At 42.1% G+C, this 20,518-nt stretch carries 16 protein-coding genes and 1 other annotated feature; of the genes, 5 read left to right on the top strand and 11 right to left on the bottom strand.

What is annotated here, in order from left to right:
- Positions 1-79 precede the first annotated feature (79 nt).
- Positions 80-289: a helix-turn-helix domain-containing protein gene (locus AC6F33_RS12685; RefSeq protein ID WP_500777195.1), complete on the bottom strand. Its 210-nt coding sequence runs from the start codon at positions 287-289 to the stop codon at positions 80-82.
- Positions 290-299: 10 nt separating this feature from the next.
- Complete coding sequence (locus AC6F33_RS12680) at positions 300-779, bottom strand: DUF2975 domain-containing protein (RefSeq protein ID WP_255749228.1); 480 nt, start codon at positions 777-779, stop codon at positions 300-302.
- 391 nt (positions 780-1,170) lie between these two features.
- On the opposite strand from AC6F33_RS12680, the gene AC6F33_RS12675 reads away from it, so the two are divergent.
- Positions 1,171-1,758, top strand: coding sequence for a hypothetical protein (locus AC6F33_RS12675; RefSeq protein WP_500777194.1), 588 nt, complete (start codon positions 1,171-1,173; stop codon positions 1,756-1,758).
- A 77-nt stretch (positions 1,759-1,835) separates the two neighbouring features.
- Here the strand turns inward: AC6F33_RS12675 and AC6F33_RS12670 are convergent, their stop codons facing one another.
- Positions 1,836-3,077: an IS110 family RNA-guided transposase gene (locus AC6F33_RS12670; RefSeq protein ID WP_500777193.1), complete on the bottom strand. Its 1,242-nt coding sequence runs from the start codon at positions 3,075-3,077 to the stop codon at positions 1,836-1,838.
- Positions 3,078-4,090: 1,013 nt separating this feature from the next.
- Positions 4,091-5,146, bottom strand: coding sequence for a histidinol-phosphate transaminase (gene hisC / locus AC6F33_RS12665; RefSeq protein WP_500777192.1), 1,056 nt, complete (start codon positions 5,144-5,146; stop codon positions 4,091-4,093).
- A 224-nt stretch (positions 5,147-5,370) separates the two neighbouring features.
- Here hisC and AC6F33_RS12660 point away from each other — a divergent pair, with 224 nt between their 5' ends.
- A complete protein-coding gene (locus AC6F33_RS12660; RefSeq protein WP_480948508.1) occupies positions 5,371-5,697 on the top strand; it encodes a YnfA family protein in 327 nt (108 codons plus the stop codon).
- A 265-nt stretch (positions 5,698-5,962) separates the two neighbouring features.
- Here the strand turns inward: AC6F33_RS12660 and AC6F33_RS12655 are convergent, their stop codons facing one another.
- Complete coding sequence (locus AC6F33_RS12655; protein ID WP_500777191.1) at positions 5,963-7,084, bottom strand: IS4 family transposase; 1,122 nt, start codon at positions 7,082-7,084, stop codon at positions 5,963-5,965.
- A gap of 278 nt (positions 7,085-7,362) precedes the next feature.
- Between AC6F33_RS12655 and AC6F33_RS12650 the strand changes: the two genes are divergently transcribed.
- Positions 7,363-10,284 (top strand): PAS domain S-box protein, encoded by a 2,922-nt coding sequence (locus AC6F33_RS12650; RefSeq protein WP_480948507.1) that lies wholly within the window; start codon positions 7,363-7,365, stop codon positions 10,282-10,284.
- Between the two features lie 125 nt (positions 10,285-10,409).
- Here the strand turns inward: AC6F33_RS12650 and AC6F33_RS12645 are convergent, their stop codons facing one another.
- Positions 10,410-11,597 (bottom strand): metal-dependent hydrolase family protein, encoded by a 1,188-nt coding sequence (locus tag AC6F33_RS12645; RefSeq protein WP_500777190.1) that lies wholly within the window; start codon positions 11,595-11,597, stop codon positions 10,410-10,412.
- Positions 11,598-11,622: 25 nt separating this feature from the next.
- Entirely contained in the window at positions 11,623-12,810 is a 1,188-nt protein-coding gene (locus AC6F33_RS12640; protein WP_255749710.1) for a hypothetical protein, read from the bottom strand.
- Between the two features lie 212 nt (positions 12,811-13,022).
- Positions 13,023-13,243: a binding site (T-box leader), on the top strand.
- A 40-nt stretch (positions 13,244-13,283) separates the two neighbouring features.
- Here AC6F33_RS12640 and thrS point away from each other — a divergent pair.
- Positions 13,284-15,212: a threonine--tRNA ligase gene (thrS, locus tag AC6F33_RS12635; protein WP_500777189.1), complete on the top strand. Its 1,929-nt coding sequence runs from the start codon at positions 13,284-13,286 to the stop codon at positions 15,210-15,212.
- Between the two features lie 537 nt (positions 15,213-15,749).
- Here the strand turns inward: thrS and AC6F33_RS12630 are convergent.
- The 4 genes from AC6F33_RS12630 to AC6F33_RS12615 form a co-directional block, all read right to left on the bottom strand.
- Positions 15,750-16,742, bottom strand: a complete 993-nt coding sequence (locus AC6F33_RS12630; RefSeq protein ID WP_480948504.1) for an acyltransferase family protein — start codon at positions 16,740-16,742, stop codon at positions 15,750-15,752.
- 815 nt (positions 16,743-17,557) lie between these two features.
- Complete coding sequence (locus tag AC6F33_RS12625; protein ID WP_480948503.1) at positions 17,558-18,034, bottom strand: RpiB/LacA/LacB family sugar-phosphate isomerase; 477 nt, start codon at positions 18,032-18,034, stop codon at positions 17,558-17,560.
- 96 nt (positions 18,035-18,130) lie between these two features.
- Positions 18,131-18,982 (bottom strand): TIGR03943 family putative permease subunit, encoded by an 852-nt coding sequence (locus tag AC6F33_RS12620; protein ID WP_255749714.1) that lies wholly within the window; start codon positions 18,980-18,982, stop codon positions 18,131-18,133.
- A gap of 11 nt (positions 18,983-18,993) precedes the next feature.
- Entirely contained in the window at positions 18,994-20,040 is a 1,047-nt protein-coding gene (locus tag AC6F33_RS12615) for a permease (protein WP_255749715.1), read from the bottom strand.
- A gap of 189 nt (positions 20,041-20,229) precedes the next feature.
- Between AC6F33_RS12615 and rpsN the strand changes: the two genes are divergently transcribed.
- Positions 20,230-20,499 (top strand): 30S ribosomal protein S14, encoded by a 270-nt coding sequence (rpsN, locus tag AC6F33_RS12610; protein WP_500777188.1) that lies wholly within the window; start codon positions 20,230-20,232, stop codon positions 20,497-20,499.
- The last annotated feature ends 19 nt before the right edge of the window (positions 20,500-20,518 follow it).

Below are 20,518 nucleotides of genomic sequence, written 5' to 3'. Positions count from 1 at the left end.
ACAGCATTCATCAATTCGAAAAAGCTGCCTTCAAAAAAGACAGTTCATGATCTCAAATCTACTTTTTAAGCCGAACTTACTATTTCTCACCTTTGTACTCCAAAATATCTCCGGGCTGACAGTTTAAAGCCTTGCAGATTCCTTCCAAAGTTGAAAAACGAATGGCTTTTGCCTTACCATTTTTTAATATTGAAAGATTAGCCATGGTCACGCCGACTTTTTCGGAGAGCTCGGTGACACTCATTTTCCTTTTTGCCAGCATGACATCCAAATGAATGATAATCGCCATGTCATTCACCTCAGATCGTTAAGTCATTTTCTGATTTTATATCGATGGCGTTTTTTAAGAGCTTTTGAAGAACAGCGGCAAAGACTGCAACCACCATGCAGCCGAAAATGATGATTAGCCCGATGATGATCATCCCAGGTGAATCGTCTGCATCTGCCATCAGATAGATAAGTGGCATAAACACCACATAGAGGGCACCAATAATCACAGCACAGCGTTTGATAATCTTTAACGAAGCTACAGACAGTTCCGAAAATGCCTCGTTGTTGTCAATATACCTTAAAAGTCTTAACGTCTGGAACAGTGCGACGAAAAATATAATAGCTGTTGCGTATAATCCGATTAAAAAGGGATATTGCAAATAAGCCAACTTTGGATTTAATTCTGCAAAGAATGCAGTGATCTTAGGCAATACAAAGATACATAAAGCAAGAATAGGCAACCCCATAAGAAAAACGGAACACTTGAGAAAGAGGGTTTCTCGTTTCATAAAAAGCACCTCACACTTTTATTTGCCATTTGATTTTACCTCTCTTTTTATCGTTTATCAATAAATGTTTGTTAAAAGGCAATATATTACATCTCAGAGCAACATAGTTTGTAACAGCGTGGTTTACCCTTAATGCTTTTGCATCCGTATTATGCTGAATATGGAAATGTATATCTTTCCTGTGGTGACGATCAATTAAGTGAAACACTAGGAACGATTAAAAAGGATTTTCAATGCAATTGATTGATGTGCAAAGAGAAACATATATCCTGTGCGAGGATGTTTGTGAATTATCCTCAAATTGAAAAAGAAAAGCCAACGATATATGAGAAGCGGAGTGACAATAAAATGTCGAAATATTCACTTGTATCGTGGAGTTTTATTCTATTTAATGAAATTAAGAGAATCTGTAATTATAAAAATAGTAGTGGGTGTGAAATCTAATATGAACTTATCAACGTTTGATTTTGCTATTATTCGAAATTGGATGTACCGCAATGCTCGCCCTCTGGATCTAGCGAGATGGAAGTATCATTTTGAAGATGGTACTCAAGAAGATGTCCTAAATAGTTTATCTGTATATCAAAATCAGGATGGTGGGTTTGGTCATGCATTGGAGGCTGATTCATGGAATCCCAATTCAACACCAATTCAGACATCCACGGCTATGGAAATTCTTAGAGAGATTAATTTTGATGATCGTAATCATCCATTAATTAATGGAATACTGAAGTATTTAGAACGTGGAACTGATTTTAAGGACGGCAAGTGGGAAAATACCGTTTTGTCGAATAACGACTACCCGCACGCTCCATGGTGGCACACGGATTCAGATCGTGTGAGCCGAAAAGAGTATAACCCGACTGCTATTATTGCTGGATTTATTCTAGAATATGCGAGCAAGGGCAGCAACCTTTATTTAAGTCTTGTGGTATTAAGTCAAGACCTAGTTGAGATTTATTTCCGTGCTTTTCAATGATGATTTAAAAATGAGACAACACTAACCTAGGCCTTCAATAATTACCAAAATTTTGAAGGCGGTAAGGAGGCGGATCTTTACTGATTATCGGCGATTTCACCTCCCTTCGGAGTGTAAATCAGGTGGTCGCGAAGCAGCACGTCCACCAACCGAACCAGTTTTCTTGCTGTCAGTACGAGTGCGCGTTTATGACGAAACTTAGGAACTTCGTTGAATTTCTTTTGGTAATAGGCCCGATAAACCGGGTCACATCGCTTTACTGAATTGGCAGCTTCAATCAAGTAGTAGCGAAGATACTCGTTACCGGTATGCGTTCGTGGCGTGCGTTCTGCCTGAAAATTTCCGGATTGGGAGACTTTCCAGTAGAGACCGGCATATTTAGCAAGCTGAGCCTCATTGTCAAATCGATCAATCTGACCGATCTCGGCAATCAGACCGGCTGTGTATACCGGACCGATTCCTGGAACACTCATGAGACTCTGCGCCTCCGGGATGATTGCGTACAGGGACTCAATACTCTTGTCCAGCGTCTGAATTTGTTTCTTCAACCCGTCGATAATGCGGGCGTAACTGGCGAGAACAACGTCAATAGAATCCTGAAGGACTTTGCCAATACGATAGGAGTCACGAATCGCTTTTTGAATGGCTTTGGCCAGCTTTTCCGGATCACTGAAACGTCCTTTTCCGGCCTTGTTTAGGTGTTCAGCGAGGTCTTCCAACTTCATCTGGGAAATCTCGTCTAAAGACAGTGCATCGCTTAGGATGTCCATGATCGACGCGCTGAACACAGAAGTCGGAATTTCCTGAGTCAGGGTGTTGCACTTGTAGTATAGATTTTCTAAGAAGTGCTGTTTACATTCGGTCATTTGATGAATCAGCTGATAACGAGTTCGTGTCAGGCGCTGGAGCGCGACATACTTCTCTTCTTTGATCACCGGTACTTGATAGCGTTCAATGCGCAGGAAATCCGCAATACGGAACGCATCGATCGTGTCGGTCTTGTCCTCGTCAAACAGCCCTTTATAACGATGAATCATCGTTGGGTTGAGGGTCACGACATCCAAAGGCAGCTCCTTCAAGCTCGCGTCTTCATGAAAAAACACCGCCGGGTGAAAGCTGTAGATGGACGTGGACTCCATGCCGATCACCACCCGTTGATAGTGAACGGCTGAGTGGAACTTTAACACAAGTTCCTTAATGGCAGCGGCACCGATAAGATTGTTCGCTAAGGATTTTTGGATCAGCTTATTTTGGTCACTATCCAAAAAGCAAACGTCCAGTTTTTGTGAACTCACATCAATACCAACAAACAGTTTCATTGGGAAGGACCTCCTTTCCTGATCAATTTTGGAATAAGCTCGGATACTCTGTGATGTCCCCTAATTACAACTGCATGAACGCGACCTCGCGATCAGTAGACACTGGCTGCGCCTTCAAAGCTGCCTCATCCTGCTTCTGATGAGTTGAGCCGCGGCCGCTACATCTTGTGCGTCAGCATATCTGGCAGTTGCCTGGGCGGCAGACTTGAAACGTAGTAAAACTACAGGGGGAAAAAGCCTAGTCCAGTTGGATCCATTCCAATGAACAACTAGAGGATATCACGCAGTACCCGAGCTGAACAGGGATGACTATTAACTTCGAAACTTATTATACGAGGGGGGGTAACATTGCACAAGAGCTGTCAAACTCTTTTTTGCAAAACCCACAACTAGAAATGCACCCACTTTTGTGTGTGACCCATATGCTTCGTTATATCGACAAAGCGAATCTAGAAAACCAATTTGACTATTCCAATTTGGTCGATGTGCTAAGTCGACAGATAACCGATTTGATAAAAAAAGACGTAAATAGCTGGAACGATTATGGTTGTAGACCCTCCGTGTTTATCAAATCACCTGAAAGTTCTTTCTATAAGGGTAACGAAGACATTCTAGATAAAGAACTAGATTATATTATAAACACGAGAAACGCGGAAGGTATTTGGAATATAACATGGAACTGGAATAATTATATTAAGGAATTTGCAATAAGTGAAAATTGGTGGAAAGCGAATGTAGTTATTAAAAACATGCTACTGCTCCAGTCTTTTGGACGAATCGTAGAATCATAAAAATTTACTATTTTTCTAAAGTAGCTATATCACCCAGTACAACAGAAGATCCAAGGCCATGATTCACATAGAGTACTGACATTTCTTAGTTAACGAGGCTTATTGCACAGGTGGTCATGGGGAAACAGCCCTCCCGTCAGAACATGATTTTGAGTCATGCGCACCTGGTTAAACAAAAACACGGGCTGGATTATTCCAGCCCGTGTTTGCTTTTCTTTTTTCTTATAAAATATCTTCTAACGCTTCGACAAGCTTGTCCATTTCTTCTTCGGTGCCGATTGTGATTCGCAAATAATTGGAAATGCGCGGTTGATTGAAGTAGCGCACCAGAACGCCATGTTCACGCATTGCGTGGAAGATGACTTCCGCAGCTACTATTTTATGGCTTGCAAAGATAAAGTTGGATTGTGACGGGACAATACTGAAGCCGATGGCCTGCAGCCGTGTGATCGTATGTTCACGTGTCGCAATAATCTTTTGAGCCATGTCAAGATAATAGGCGTCGTCATCAATCGCAGCGATGGCACCTGCCATCGCGAGACGATCGATCGTATAGGAGTTAAATGAATTCTTTACGGTATTAAGTCCGTTGATCAGATCCTTTTGCCCGAGAGCAAATCCGACGCGAATGCCTGCAAGCGAGGAATACTTTGACAGCGTCCGAACAACGAGGAGGTTCGGATAGTCGTTAATGAGCGGGACAACCGTGGTACCGCCAAAATCAATATAGGCTTCATCGATGATAACGACTTGATCTTTGTTCGCTTCCAAAATGTTCTTGATCGATTCAATCGGCAGACCACGACCGGTCGGTGCATTTGGATTTGGAATAACAGCGCCGCCGTTCGGCTCACAGAATGCATCCGTCGGCAACGTGAAATCGTCGTTCAGCGGAATAATTTTCGGACTCAAGGAGCACAGGTTCGCGTACACCTTATAAAAGCTATAGGTAATATCGGCAAACGCGACCGGATTTTCAGCGGAGAAGAACGTCATAAAGCTGAATGCAAGTACTTCGTCTGAGCCGTTTCCGATGAACACCTGATCGGCATCAAGCTGAAAATGGTCGGCAATTTTGCTCCTTAATGCATCGCAATTCGGATCCGGATATAACCGCAATTGATCATTTGCGGCTTCTTTGATTGCCGCCAATACGTTTGCTGATGGCGGATATGGGTTTTCATTTGTGTTTAGTTTGACATACTTTCGATCCTTAGGCTGTTCCCCCGGAACATACGGATCGAGATTCTGGGTAAATTGATTCCAATAATTACTCATGGCGCACCTCACTCAATTAATCAACTGCGTTAGTCAACACTTTTATTAAGACAGTTTTATTAGATTAGTGAACTTCTCTTTACTATTATGCCGTATTATTGAATAAAAGCAAAAAGAATTATTATAATTCCGACGAAGATCACAGGACGGACGCACGTGTTGCATTATAATAGAATTAAGTTTTTTTCGAAAAAGTCTAGTAATGAATTTAGGAGAATGGATAAATGGTACGTGCTATCTTTTTATTTCTCTGTGCCGGGTTGGCCGAAATTGGCGGCGGCTATTTAATCTGGCAGTGGCTAAGAGAAGGAAAATCAATATATTTTGGCCTTGCCGGCGGGGTCGTTTTGGCAGTCTATGGGGTCATCGCGACGTTACAGGCATTTCCCAATTTCGGCAGAGTATATGCAGCTTACGGCGGCGTGTTTATCGTTTTATCGCTCATTTGGGGCTGGGGTGTCGATCGTCATGCTCCGGATCTTTATGATTGGATCGGCGCATTTATATGTATCATCGGTGTCTCGGTGATTCTTCTTGGACCACGTCATTAATCACTTCAGGGCATTATTGTTCACTCTGAGCATGAGTTGTCGTACACTAATGATGAATTGCGGAGATTTAACATTCTGTGTCACTTTCCGATATACTTAATAATACTAGCGTTGCATAAAAATTAGTTCCTTAAATATACGAATATTCAGAATTAGATTGGATCTTCCTGAATCAAAAAACTCAATAACCACTCAAGAGGTGATCCTATCCATATTTACAATATTATCCAATTAATTCAGAGACAACAGCGACTGAACCTTTTTTCTAGGTAACCTTTGGTTTCTTTTGAAATTTAATACGCTGAATCAGTTTTTTGCCGGATTGCCAAAGCAATGCCTTTAACCATCGGTTAAGTTGAAGCAGTGAGTGCTTTGTCTCTGTTTCCTGTTGAATGAGTACCATCAAACAGTGATAAATCAGCGCAAGATAGATTTGGTTTTGAATCGCTTCTTTGCTTTTTCCATAAAACTTTTTGATACGCACATGTTGTTTGATCCATTTAAAGAACAGTTCAATAGCCCATCGGGCTTTATAGATTTCGCTAATCTCTGTTGAAGCAAGATCAAAACGATTCGTCACAATACGTATCATTTTTCCTTGATCATCTAGCACGGTAATTAAACGAAAAGCGTTGTCTGCCCTGTGTAATACGTCACCTAATCGGATCATTTGATCCGTGATGATGCCGCTATCTTCTGGAACATCATAAGAATGAAGCACTTGAGTCACTGCATTCTTTTTCAAACGAGAGACGAAAAACATTCCCTCTTCTGAGAAACGATCAAATGCCTGATAATCAATGTAGCCGCGGTCGAAAACATACATGGCATTCTTTTCATCTACAAGGACGTCTAACTGTGTTCGATCATGAACTTGAGCGGTTGTAATGACGGCTTTTTCAGGGAATATTTGTCCCTTACCCATAAATGCCAACCGAAGATGAAGTTTGACACCGCTTTTCGTTTTTCGAAAATGAGCCCATGGAAATTGATTTGAATTCAGCGTGACTGTAGTAGAATCCACTATTTTAAGAGAATTCGTGAGATCTGGTTTCTTTTTTTTCTTGATTTTAGCAACAAGTTCAAGAAAGATGTTCGCTAGAAGCTGTGAATCGACCGCATTATTTTTCCTGGATAACTGAGCCGCACTGATGGACGAAAAGCCGATTGCTTCTTGTAGCTTATCATCCAAAACACGAGTTGAGAGTGAATGCAGACTGTCTTCTTGGTGAAGATGTGCGTATAAGAAAAGCAAGATATAGGCTTTAGTTGTCAGCTTTTTTACGTATTTATCGCTTTGTTTTTCCTTGACCGTTTGGTCAAGTTGTTGAAAATTAATTGGATGTAACCATTGTTTAAATGAAGAGAATTGTGTATCCTTATCCATGCGTAGTCCTTTATTTTTGGATTTGGATAGGAATCACCTATTCTTCCATTATAAAGGATTATTTTGTTTGGAAACCACTATATTTTTGAACATTCATAGTATTATGAATGATTAGAAATAATTAACGCAACGCTAGTAACTTAATAACGACAATAGGATTAGATCGAAAGAACCACTTCATCTGAAAATTAACCTCCGAAGAGCATCCACAAAAGTACGGAAATTCTAAATAGATCGAGCAGAGACAGATAAAAGCAAAGGGTTATGGGGTTGAATAAATGACGACGATTGATGAAAAATTACCGATAGGCGTCGCATATCAAGAAATGATTCTTGATGCGGATGGTTATCCATATGATTTTGTTTTCTTAAAAACAAATGAGCAATTTAAGGAAATGCTCGGTTTGAAGCATGTGGAGATTTTGGGCAAACGTTTCTCTGAAGTCATGCCGCAAATTGGAAAAGATCAGTTTCATCATCTCCTTCAACAGCTTGCAGATGTGGCACTTCATGGTGGAACGAAGCTATTCGACATCACTTCAACGATTATGAGGCATCGCTATAAGATCTGTGAATATTCATTTGAAAAAAATAGATTTTGGACGAATATCGTTGATGCTTTTCCAAAACAAGAATCGTTTCTTGAATTGCAGAAACTTTCAGAAGTAAATAATGGAAATGACCAAGCATTTAGTCAAGCACTCGAACGTGTTCCGCTCGCAGTTACTATTGTCGCATTAAGCGGAAAGATTCTCTACTTAAATGATAAGGCTAAATCATTGTTTGATGTGGACGATTTTTTCATTCAGAACAAACAAGCGTACCATTTTTTTGCTAATGAGAAGGATAGTGAAACATTTATTAATCGGATTTCATTGCAAAAAGTTTCCCAGAGTGATGAAGTATTACTAAGAAAAAGTGATGGCACATTATTCTGGTCGAGATGCGATTCGATGCTGCTCACATACCATAGTGAACCGTGTATTTTATCTGTTCACCAGGACATTACAGAACAGAAGAATTTGGAGATGTCTGTTGTTAATAGTGAGGCCAATTACCATTTGCTCTTTGACAATGTGTCGGAAGCAATAGTTGTCGCACAAAACGGCTATGTGAAAATGTGTAATCACTATGTTCAAGAAATCACCAAATACAGCCAATCCTATCTCTTCTCCAGACCATTTGCAGACTTTATAGCGCCGCAAGATCGGGAACCTATAATGATCAATCATTATAAACAAATGAGTGGGAAACGAAACGGCTCGATCTCACGTTTTCGTATCTATACAGCTGATGGCGAGCTCCGGTGGATCGCGATGAAGTCGGTACGTATCGATTGGGAAGGCAAGCCGGCCAGCTTGAATTTTCTGAGTGACATCACGGATCAAAGGCAAATGGAAGAAGCTCTTAAATTAAGTGAGGAAAAATACAAGGTCATTTTTGAAAATTCTACTGAGGCTATATTTGTCATTCAAAACAATAGAATCCGGATTGCTAATCCAATGACAGTACGTACTTCCGGTTATTCATTAGAAGTACTCCTGAATACGGATTTTTCTCAGTTTATTTTGCCTGAGGACCGGAGTAAGTGTATTCTAGCTTACAAAAAAAGATTAGAAACCGATAACGAAAATTCAAAATTCAGATTGCGCATTGTAAAAAAAGACGGTTCCATTATTTGGACACAGGCAAGCGGCACAAGGATCAGTTGGGATGGGGAGCCGGCTGTGCAATACTTTGTTAACGACATTACGAATCAGGTTAAGGCGGAACAAGAACGAAAGAAAAGCGAAGAAAAGTATCGGTTGATTGCCGAATACGCATCCGATGTGATTTGGGTGTACAATTTTACCCATGAATTCTTCGAGTACATTAGCCCTTCGGTTAAAAATTTGCGGGGAATCACTCAGCGAGAAGCAGAAAATCTAAGCCTGGAGAAAACTTTTGCCCCGGACTCGCTACGCATTCTTAAGAATACAGTCAGAGAAAAGGCAGAAGCATTGCGTGAATATCAAGACAGGTCCAACACATTTATCAAAGAGCTGCAACAATATTGTGCCGATGGAAGCTTGATTTGGACGGAGGCATCCATTCGTCTGCGTTTTAACGAGAAACGAGAACTTGAAGTCATTGGTGTTTCACGCGAAATAGGGGAGAGAAAAAAATCAGAAGCGAATATTGCCTATTTAAGCTATCATGATCAATTGACGGGACTCTATAATCGACGATTCTATGATGAAGCGTTAAAGCGTTTGGAGCAGTCCGCAAATGATCCTTTAACCCTGGTGTTGGCTGATGTTAACGGGCTTAAGTTAACAAATGATGCATTCGGACATCAGGCAGGCGACGATCTTCTCATCCGCATTTCTCAAATTTTGAAAAAGGATAATGGAGCTGACGATATCATCGCACGCGTTGGCGGGGATGAATTTGTCATGCTTTGGCCGAATGTTGATGAGGCAGAAGCGGAACAGAGGATTGAGCGAATTCATCGTCATCTGCATGCAGCGAACAGTGTCCACCACACTGTTCTCTCTGTCTCATTTGGATGGGCGGTTCGCAAATCTGCCATAGAGACGATGACTTATATTTTTTCCGAGGCAGAGAATAACATGTATCAGCATAAACTGTTTGAAGGCAACAGTATGCGCAGCAGAACGATTAATATGATCACCAATACATTGTATGCGAAGCTCCCCTCAGAAGAGCGCCACGCGCAGAGGGTGAGCAGACTTTGCATGGAAATCGGCCGGAAATTGCACATGGATGCAAACGATTTGAATGAGTTGCGAACAGCGGGCCTGTTTCATGACATCGGGAAGATCACGATTGAAGATAGTTTGTTCAAAAAAGAACATCTGACCGAGTCAGAATGGGCACGTATTCGACTTCATCCGGAAAAAGGGTACCATATTTTAAAGTTATCCAATGAATTTATGAGCATATCCCAGTTTATCCTCTGCCACCATGAACGAATGGACGGGAAAGGCTACCCGCTTGGTTTAAAAGGCGAAGAGATTCCATTGCCTTCAAGAATTATCAGTGTTGTTGAGGCTTATGACTCTATGGTTACCGATCAGCCCTATCGACAAAAAATAGCGCAGCACAAAGCAATTGAAATTTTGAAAAAGAATGCGGGAACGCAATTTGATCCCGAGATCGTCGATTTGTTTGTTACAAAAGTGTTGGCTGCTGAGTAAAAATAGGTCTATAAAATCAGGACAGAGCTTGTTCAGTACTCAATTTTAAACGAAAAAAAGCCGAAGTATCGGAGCGGTTATCCGCACAATGCTTCGGCGTTAAGTATTCATAAATTCGGTTTAAATCAGAGAATTTCTTTGCCCTTTTTAAAGACGCGTTTTTCTTCTTGAACACTTTTGATATCGTCAAGCGGATTTCCATCGAGAACGATGAAGTCTGCAAATTTTCCCGCTTCAAGGGTGCCGAACTCATTGTCAATTTTCAGCAGTCGAGCACCATTGACGGTTGCCGCTTGCAGTGTCTGAAGCGGTGTGCAGCCTGCCTCGACCATGAGTTGGAGTTCGAATGCCGAGTCGTTCCTAAAATCATTGTTCGGTGTTCCGGCATCGGTCCCCATCGCCAGCTTGACTCCTGCCTTGGCAGCCTTACTGATACTCTCAATATGTGCTTTTTTCACTTCCCGCGCGACGTCAAGCATGAAATCGGGAACTTGTCCCTCGCCGCGATCAGAGATCCCGTAAACAGCAATTAATGTCGGAACGATAAATGCATCTTTCTCAAGAAACATTTGGATCGCCTCGTCATCAAGATAAAAAGCGTGTTCGACTGAATCAACACCTGCGCGCAGTGCATTTTTAATTCCTTCGGTTCCTTGGGCGTGTGCATTAGCGGTTCTGCCTTTGTGGTGTGCTTCAAGAACAGCGGCACGCATCTCTTCTTCGGTCAGCTGAACATCGTCAGGAGATTCGCCGCCGAATGAAACACCGCCGGTTGCCATCAATTTAATATTGTCGGCACCATTCTTCAAGGCACTGCGTGCTGCCTTCCGTGCCTCGTCAGGGCTGTCCACTTCGTAGCCGATGGTGCAAAAGTGGCCCCCGGTCATCGCAAGCGGGCGTCCTGATGCACAGATACCCGGTGACAGAATGTGGCCTCCCTTTTCCAGCTTCGAAAGTTCAATATCGACGTCAAAGTCTGCGCCTACATCGCGAATATAGGTGACGCCATGCTTCAAAAGATCTTGCAGATTATCAAGTGCGATCTTCGTTGCAAGAATCGGTGTCAATTTAGGCGATCCAAGCGGTTCGAGCTTTCCGGATACATCAGAAGTGATATGTGTATGAGCATTAATCAGACCTGGCATGACGAATTTATTTCCCAGGTCAACGGTCCGGTCTGCTTTGGATGGGGCATTTGTCCCCGTCTCGACAATTTTTCCGGTTTCATCATCGACGACAAAATACGCATTAGGTTCGAAGCGGTCTGTGATTCCGTCAAACAGCGCAAAATGATGATAAAGTGTTTTTGACATTGCAGTAGCCCCTCTCACTTAAGCATTAGATTAATTTCAAAAATATTGAAGCGATAATTACCGAAGCAATGGATACAGTAGCAAATCCGCCAACCAGCATTTTCGGAAGAATATTTTCAAGAAGATATTCTTCTTCATCCGACGTGCTTGAATTGTTTTTGCAAACTTCCGTAGTCAATATGTAGTCTGCAGGAAAACCAAATAGTGCGGTGAGTGAGCATGCGAATGCCATCGGTCTGCTCATTCCAAACGGTTTTGCGAGAATAAGAGATGCTAGATACATTCCTAGTATACCAAGAATAATTAAAACAACAATCTGAATAATGATCTGTGCCAACATGGATGGTGTTGTCAGATTTAGCTGTGAAAAGACATAGGCTAACAGTCCGTAAATCAACCAATTAAAAACGCCTGCACGATTTAACGCGTTGGTTTCAAGAATACCGAGTTGATGTGCGATCACACCGAAAATGAGACAAATGACAAATGAATTAATGATGCCGTGCATTAATTGAGCGACATACAGACTAAGGAGCGCGACCAGTGCGACACGGACAAGGATAAATGCAGAGGTTTGATAATCGTCCGGAAGCCCGAAAATACGTTTCTCCGATGCACTGTTCGTACCGTTCATTGTCATTTTTTGACGGTTCGGGTCTAGTGTGATTGATTCGGTACGGAACTTATTGATCAAACGCTGACTTTCTTTTTTCAGCATCATTGATGTAATTGGGTAGCCGATCAGACTGTGGGTGATGAACATGGAAACCGGAAGTGCGACCAGGGTAGTAATCCCGGCGGCTTTAAGCCCGTCGGTCATCAAGAGTGCAGCAACCAGGCCGCCGGTCAGTGGAGGAACAGCGGCAACGACTGTATGCCAATCGAAAATTAGAGTGCCGATGGTCAAGGTGAAAAGAATGGTTCCACAGACGCCTAGAAGGGCAATGGCTACGGCTTTCCACTGAGCAATAAGCTGTTTCAGGTTCATTAATGTGCCTAGATGTACTAATAGTAGTGCGATGCAGATTTGGACAAACTCTGTATTGTAAGATGCCTGTGTGACGACATCCTTAGGAATAAATGTCCAGAAGCCGATGATAAAAAGTACGGCTGTGACAAAAACGGATGGAATATAAGCTTTTGACGCTGTTGACACCCATTCTCCAATAAGCATGAAGAGCATGACTGCCAGAAAACAAAGTAAAAACGACATGATTGTGCCTCCCAAAGATGTAAAGTGTTTAATAAGCTAAAGTGTTAGTAAATGTTAACACCAGGTACCAAAAAAATCAATAATATATTTGTATGATAATAATTTATTTTAGTTAAAATTTTATGAAGCAAGTGAACAATTTGCTGATATTTATGGATACTTGCACTTCTTGATCGAAACGCATACAATAAGAGCATTAAAAGTACTAAAGTATACAAGCATTGAAAAGGACATGAGTTGTTGTGATCGTTCTCAGAGAGGGAAGCCTGCTGCGAACTTCCCAACGAAACACAATGAACTTACCACCTTGGAGCTTCAGCGATGAACGATGTAGTAGTCGCTGACGGCACAGCCGTTATCTGATCAAGTGTCGCGACCTCGCGCGGGTTGCGGAACAAGGGTGGAACCACGAGCTTAAACACTCGTCTCTTATTAGAGACGGGTGTTTTCTATTTTTCAAAGGAGTGAAAGTTATGTCATCCGTATCATTAACCTTTCCCGATCAATCGGTTCGGGAATTTCCAAAAGGCGTTACTGCGGAACAGGTCGCAGAATCAATCAGTTCAAGCCTCAAGAAAAAGGCAGTTGCAGGTAAAGTCAACGGCAATCTGTATGATTTGACCCGCCCGATTGAAGAAAATGCAACGCTTGAAATCGTCACACTGGACTCTGAAGATGGTCTGGAAATCATGCGTCACAGCTGTGCGCACCTTTTGGCACAAGCATTAAGGCGGATCTATCCGGATGTTAAGTTAGGCATTGGACCGGTAATCAAGAATGGCTTCTATTACGATGTTGATATGGAACATTCATTATCCAAGGAAGATTTCCCTAAGATCGAAAAAGAAATGAAAAAAATTGTAAGTGAAAATCTGCCGATCGTGCGTAAGGAAGTCAGCCGCTCAGAAGCCATCGATCTTTTCAAGAGGCTTGATGACCATCTGAAGCTTGAGTTAATTCGCGACCTCCCTGAAGACGCAACGATCACGATCTATTCTCAAGGCGAATATGTTGATCTTTGCCGCGGACCGCATCTTCCGTCAACCGGCAAGATTAAAGTGTTCAAATTGATGAACGTATCCGGTGCTTACTGGCGTGGCAACAGCGATAATGAAATGCTGCAGCGTATCTACGGAACCGCGTTCTTGAAGCAGAAGGATTTGGATGCACATCTTCATTTCCTTGAAGAAGCAGCAAAACGAGATCACCGCAAGCTGGGCAAACAGTTGGAACTGTTTATGTTCTCTGAAGAAGCACCTGGCATGCCGTTCTATCTGACCAATGGGCAAATCATCCGTACGGAACTGGAAAACTTCTCGCGTGAATTACAGCGCCAGGTGGATTACGACGAAGTGCGCACGCCATTGATGATGAATCAGAGGCTGTGGGAAAACTCCGGCCACTGGGATCACTATCATGAAAATATGTATTTCACGAAAGTGGACGATGTGAACTATGCACTCAAACCAATGAACTGCCCCGGCCACATGTTGATTTATAAGGATACCTTGCATTCCTATCGCGATCTGCCGATTCGTATTGCAGAATTCGGCCAGGTGCACCGTCACGAATTGAGTGGCGCGCTGAACGGCATGTTGCGTGTCCGCACGTTCTGTCAGGATGACGCACATATCTTTGTTCGCCCGGATCAGATCGAAAGTGAAATTAAGAATATTTTCCAATTGATCGGCAAGATCTATAAAACATTCGGATTTGAATATACGGTAGAGCTCTCAACCATGCCTGAAGATCACATGGGCAGCTTGGAATTGTGGCAGCAGGCAGAAGCAGGATTAAAGCATGTACTTGAAGCAATCAATCAGCCATATACGATCAATGCTGGCGACGGCGCGTTTTACGGTCCAAAGATTGACTTCCATATTAAGGATGCCATCGGACGTGAACATCAATGTGCAACGATTCAGCTCGATTATCAAATGCCTGAGAAATTCGATCTTACGTACATTGATGAGAACAATGAAAAGGTACGGCCGGTCGTTATCCACCGTGCCATTTATGGATCGCTTGACCGTTTCTTCGCCATCCTGATCGAACACTTCGCCGGTGCGTTCCCAACTTGGCTTGCGCCGACACAAGTGCAGTTTATTCCGGTCGCAGATGTGCATATTGACTATGTCAAGAAGCTTGTGACCGACATGAAAAAGGTCGGCATTCGTGCTCATGCCGATCTGCGCGGCGAGAAGCTTGGTTACAAGATTCGTGATGCTCAAACGCACAAGATTCCGTATATGCTGGTAATCGGTGATCAGGAAATCGAGCAAAACGCAGTGAATGTCCGTAAATACGGCGAACAGGATTCTAAGACGGTCGCCTATGATGTGTTCAAAGCGGATATTCTGAAGGAAATTAAGAACAGAGTTACTCCCGTTCCGAAGGCTTGATCAACGCAGATCAATTGAATAGAAGAGAGAAGCAGGTGGAGTGACTCCACCTGCTTTTTTTAGATGAAATTATTCAATGCACGAAAAGTAGGGATCAATGCACGAAAATCCCGGTTCAACGCATAAAAAAGAGTCCAGGCCAAGTCCATGCATGAAAACTGAAATTCAATGCACGAAAAGTAGGGATCAATGCACGAAAACCAAGGTTCAATGCACGAAAATTTCAGTTCAACGCATAAAAAAGAGTCCAGGCCAAATCCATGCATGAAAACTGAAATTCAATGCACGAAAAGTAGGGATCAATGCACGAAAATCAAGGTTCAATGCACGAAAATTTCAGTTCAACGCATAAAAAAGAGTCCGAGCCAAGTCCATGCATGAAAACTGAAATTCAATGCACGTAAAGTAGGGATCAATGCACGAAAATCAAGGTTCAATGCACGAAAATTTCAGTTCAACGTCCCAATCCAGTTCTGTTTGTACGATCAAAATAAAAAATCTCCGATGTCGCTCGGAGATTTTCATCATCTTGTTTTGTTATTGCTGCAGATGAGGCATCTGAACTTCAATAATCGGTTTGGTAAACAGTCTGACAGGGCGGCTGGCGAGAAAATAACAGAGCGCAAGCGATGCAGCAAACAGAAATGAATATTGATATAAGTCTTGAATGTTGTCATAAATCGGGAACAAGACAAACGTTTTGATAAAAAATCCGTGAAGCAGATAGATGTACAATGTATTTTTTCCGAGTGTTGTAAAGGAAAATCGTTTCTTCGGAATCAACGCCATAAAAGCGAAAATTGTAATAAAGGATACGGTGTATACAGCAAGACGTGTGAGCCCGCCTTCCACATTCGACAGTCCAAATGCGTGATACGACGAATCATGTAGAACCCAGTCCTGAAGGTCTTTAGGGAAAATGAAATGACAGGCAAGGTAAACGCCCATTAATACAAATAGAGAGCTGATTCGAATGGAAGTACGCGTCAACAACTCTGTGAAATGCTCCTTCTTCAATAAATAGCCCAGATAGAAGAAGGGGAAGAATGCAAGTGTACGGGAAATGCTGTAGTCTGTCCCAAATGAATCTATGAAACCGGCACCGATACCCATCATGACTGCAATGGGAAAGCCGAGTTTTCCAAGCTTTGAGAACGGTATGATCATCAGCTTCCAGCACAACATACTAATTAAAAACCAAAGTGTCCAGTGCGGGGACACTAAATCAATTTTAAAGGCTTTTGTATATCCGGTCACATAATAGAAATAGGAATAAATAATCTGGAAAATTAAGTATGGAGTAATCATCTTTATGATCGAGTTTTTCACATAACCTTGCTTGTTGAAATGCTTCGAAAAGAAGCCTGAGATAAGGATGAACGCAGGCATATGGAATAAAAAGATAAACGTGTACAGTGAATAAATCTCAGGTATATCGGATTTAAGATTCGTTAGGCTGTGTCCGAAAACGACAAGCAAGATTAAGAAGAATTTGGCGTTATCAAAATAACTGTCTCTGATTTTCGTCATCAGTTTCTTCTCTCCCTTTTGATTAATGATCATTAGAAAACTTGGCTTCGCCAAGCCTCTGACGAAGGCGAAGACTTAGTTGCACTTACACTAAATTCCTCTAAATCTTTATACTTTCTTATTTGTGTTAGAAAACTTGGCTTCGCCAAGCCTCTGACGAAGGCGAAGACTTAGTTGCACTTACACTAAATTCCTCTAAATCTTTATACTTTCTTATTTGTGTTAGAAAACTTGGCTTCGCCAAGCCTCTGACGAAGGCGAAGACTTAGTTGCACTTACACTAAATTCCTCTAAATCTTTATACTTTCTTATTTGTGTTAGAAAACTTGGCTTCGCCAAGCCTCTGGCGAAGCTGAAAACTTAGTTGCACTTACACTTCCCCTAATTCTTTATACCCTCTTAATGTAAAAAGTTCGTTTCCTTTTGCGTCAAAAATGCGGTTGTCATGAAGTGTTGATGCGAATGCAAAAAGGATGTAACACTGTAACATACGGTCAATGGATTCAACTGTTTCTACGGTTATTTTCACAATGAAACTTTAATATTTGATTAAAAAATGGGTGCCGTATAGACTAAAATTTCGCGCAAAAAAACTCCTTAAGTATCCCTTGCCTTTGCTCCGGATCAGTTCCGAAGCGAAGAGAAATTAAGAAGTAAGATATGCTATAGCACATTTAAATAATGGGTTCAATCCGCCTAAGCGCATTAAATCTAAATTGCATTTTTCACGAGAATAGCGGAGGGTTCTTAACCATTCAATGATGAATAACGAAAAAAACAGCCTCAGTGAGAGGCTGTTTTTGACTGAACGATTTTCAGATTTCGGATAGTTTTTTTAGGTGTTTCTCGGAAATAGCCTGAACCTTTTTAATCCGGTTCGTGTATTTCTCGATGCCGCTCAGTACATCGGTATGCATCCATACATTGACGATTTCCAGAGCGATTCCTGAACCGATGATTTTTCCACCAATGCATAGCACATTACTGTCAGTGTGCTGACGGGCAAGCTTTGCACAGAACGGATCTTGACAAACAGCGGCATTCAAACCATAGATTCGGTTTGCGATCAGTGCACTCCCATATCCGACGCCGTCGACAAAGATGCCACGGTCTGCTTCGCCTTTTGCGACTGCGAGCGATGCGGGATAGACGTAGTCGGACAGATCGCAGGATTCCTTGCTGTCTGTACCGAAATCAATCACTTCATGGCCTTCGTTTTCGAGCCAAGCTTTAATTTCGCCTTTTAATTCATAGCCGGCGTGGTCACTTGCCATTGCAATTTTCACATTCATACCTCCAAGGGATTAACGATCATATTTAGTCTTTCAATCCTTATTATAATATATGTTTTCGTGAAGTTAAGAAAAAGCAGACCTTATTATGAAAAGTTAGTCGAGAAGAATGCCGTTATCGTAAACATAAGGATGACTTGGTTCTTTAATTTGCGTTACCTGTGCATGAGCGAGTACGGGAATCGTGCTGCCTGATTGCTTCATTGTATTAATGGTACCGCGGACACGAATCCAATTATCCTTCTTTAAATCGGCAACATTTCCTTCTGTACGTATTCCATATACTGAGGCATCGGCAATGCAGCAAGAGATATCGAATCGTGCGGTGACGATCTCATGAGCAGGCACTTGTTTGTCACGATAGACAAACCCGGTCATAATGAACTGCTTTCCTTTAAAAGCATTCGGGTCCTGCTCAAGCATATTTAAAATATATGTGTAATGGGAATCGTCGACTGTAATGATTTTCTGCTTAAGCAGTTTCTTTTTTAACGCATTAAATTGTTTTTGGCTGATCGGATTTCTCAGTGCACCGGCGGGTTTGACAGATCCTGATTTTTTTGCTGTGCTCTGAACAGATGGCGCTTGTTTCATAGCTCGGTTTGCAGCCACATCACTGCCCAAGGTATGGTTCGGAAAAATGAACCCAGAGAGGACGGGTAAAAAAAACAGACAAAAGAAAATGAATGAATGCAGCCCTTTTTTGGGGAGGGCATGCGCGTGTTCATGCTCGCAGCCTTCACAATGGTTATGATCAGGGGGCAAGATAAAGTGCATGAAGCTGAGCAGAGCAAGAACAACGATGGCTATCTTTGTGTAGCCTTCAAGTTTCGGCGATAAATAATATTTAAGATCACCATAGAGTGCGAGCCGAAAGAGAAACAGTGCTATTCCTCCAAGCGCAATACCTCTTAAATAATGATGAAATGCAAGTCGCTGATCATCCAATATCCGTCACCTCACACGAAAAGATCCATAAGTCTGCTGAATATATAAACGACCGTTACAGAGAGAATCATAAAGACGATGACAAATCTGAACTTGAAAGCGCCAACCAGCATCATCGTGTTTTTAATATCCAGCATTGCGCCGAAAACGAGAAAAGCTGTAATGGCACCGGGTGAGAACATGCCGGAAAATGAAGAAGCAAGGAACGCATCGGATGTTGAACATACAGACAAAAGATAAGCCATCCCCATCATGGATGCCGGACCGATGGACGGATTCGCACCAACCGTGGAGAGCAGATGCTGGTTAAAGAATGTCTGAAATGAACTGGCGATGATTGCACCGAAAATGAAATATTTGGCTGTATCGAAAAATTCGCCGCTGATATGCAGAAAGATATCATGAAGTTCAGGTCGTTCGTTCTCGTGATGATGGTGCCGGTGATGTGCATCTTCATAAAAAGCCTGCCAACTGATTACGCCTGTCTCGCGCATGCTCGCGCTTTCCTTCAAGATCGATTGCTTTCGGAACAAAAAATAAACAGAACCGCCGATGAGAAGTGCCGCGAGAAGCGCAATCGTCATGCGTGCGTAAAGAATAACAGGATTGTTTTGAAAGGCGTAGAACGTGGACAAAAAAACAATCGGATTGATGATCGGAATGGATGCGATCATGACGACGCCAAGATGCTGCGGAAGGCCCTTTTTAATTAGACTGCGTATAACGGGGATGATCGCACACTCGCAGATCGGAAAAACGATGCCGGTCAATGCTGCCGGGATCATGGCAAGCAAACCTCTGCCGGAAAATAAGCGATGGATAAAATTTTCATGAACATAAGACTGGATCAGAACAGAAATTACAACGCCGATTAAAATAAAGGGCAGCGATTCAATGACCATACTTAAAAAGATAGTGTTAAAACTGTAGAACTGCGTTGGTATTTGCTTTGGGGCAATACCATTTGTTTTCTCTGAAAAGTAAATAAGCAGAAAGAGAAAGACGAAAAAGATAAGTGTCATGGGATGGCTGATGCGTTTAAGAGTCGATGTGTGCATGTATGCTTGTCTCCTTTTATGCGATAGCTGCTTCATCTTGGCAAATTAATAATCTGTTACTATCCCTATGAAATACATGCTGATTTAGAACATTTGTACAGGCTCCGACTTGCAATTGAAGACATTAGGTGCTTTAATAGAAAATGTAAAACGTAATTATTACGATTTAAAAAAGGAAGGATTATTTGAATGGCTAAAAAATCGAAAGTAGTCAAAGAACTGAAACGTAAAGCAATCGTTGCCAAATATGCTGAATTGAGACATGAATTGAAAGAGAAGAAAGATTATGCTGCCTTAGCACAACTTCCTCGTGATTCATCACCCACAAGGATGCACAATCGCTGTCCATTGACCGGGCGTCCGCATGGCTATATGCGCAAGTTCGATATGTCGCGTATTGCTTTTCGTGAATACGCGCATAAAGGTCAGATTCCAGGCGTGAGAAAAGCGAGCTGGTAATAGGAGAAGGCATCTTCAA

Source organism: Sporolactobacillus sp. BBK16-2 (assembly GCF_059878335.1).
This window is presented reverse-complemented; position numbering and strand designations above follow the sequence as displayed.

What these genes read in the sequence shown, in the direction of transcription:
- AC6F33_RS12645 (WP_500777190.1), bottom strand. Translation starts at nt 11,597, where the DNA reads ATGTCAAAAACACTTTATCATCATTTTGCGCTGTTTGACGGAATCACA.
- AC6F33_RS12675 (WP_500777194.1), top strand. Translation starts at nt 1,171, where the DNA reads ATGAAATTAAGAGAATCTGTAATTATAAAAATAGTAGTGGGTGTGAAA.
- AC6F33_RS12685 (WP_500777195.1), bottom strand. Translation starts at nt 289, where the DNA reads ATGGCGATTATCATTCATTTGGATGTCATGCTGGCAAAAAGGAAAATG.
- AC6F33_RS12655 (WP_500777191.1), bottom strand. Translation starts at nt 7,084, where the DNA reads ATGGATAAGGATACACAATTCTCTTCATTTAAACAATGGTTACATCCA.
- AC6F33_RS12650 (WP_480948507.1), top strand. Translation starts at nt 7,363, where the DNA reads ATGACGACGATTGATGAAAAATTACCGATAGGCGTCGCATATCAAGAA.
- hisC (WP_500777192.1), bottom strand. Translation starts at nt 5,146, where the DNA reads ATGAGTAATTATTGGAATCAATTTACCCAGAATCTCGATCCGTATGTT.
- AC6F33_RS12680 (WP_255749228.1), bottom strand. Translation starts at nt 779, where the DNA reads ATGAAACGAGAAACCCTCTTTCTCAAGTGTTCCGTTTTTCTTATGGGG.
- AC6F33_RS12625 (WP_480948503.1), bottom strand. Translation starts at nt 18,034, where the DNA reads ATGAATGTGAAAATTGCAATGGCAAGTGACCACGCCGGCTATGAATTA.
- AC6F33_RS12670 (WP_500777193.1), bottom strand. Translation starts at nt 3,077, where the DNA reads ATGAAACTGTTTGTTGGTATTGATGTGAGTTCACAAAAACTGGACGTT.
- AC6F33_RS12660 (WP_480948508.1), top strand. Translation starts at nt 5,371, where the DNA reads ATGGTACGTGCTATCTTTTTATTTCTCTGTGCCGGGTTGGCCGAAATT.
- rpsN (WP_500777188.1), top strand. Translation starts at nt 20,230, where the DNA reads ATGGCTAAAAAATCGAAAGTAGTCAAAGAACTGAAACGTAAAGCAATC.
- AC6F33_RS12615 (WP_255749715.1), bottom strand. Translation starts at nt 20,040, where the DNA reads ATGCACACATCGACTCTTAAACGCATCAGCCATCCCATGACACTTATC.
- AC6F33_RS12640 (WP_255749710.1), bottom strand. Translation starts at nt 12,810, where the DNA reads ATGTCGTTTTTACTTTGTTTTCTGGCAGTCATGCTCTTCATGCTTATT.
- AC6F33_RS12630 (WP_480948504.1), bottom strand. Translation starts at nt 16,742, where the DNA reads ATGACGAAAATCAGAGACAGTTATTTTGATAACGCCAAATTCTTCTTA.
- thrS (WP_500777189.1), top strand. Translation starts at nt 13,284, where the DNA reads ATGTCATCCGTATCATTAACCTTTCCCGATCAATCGGTTCGGGAATTT.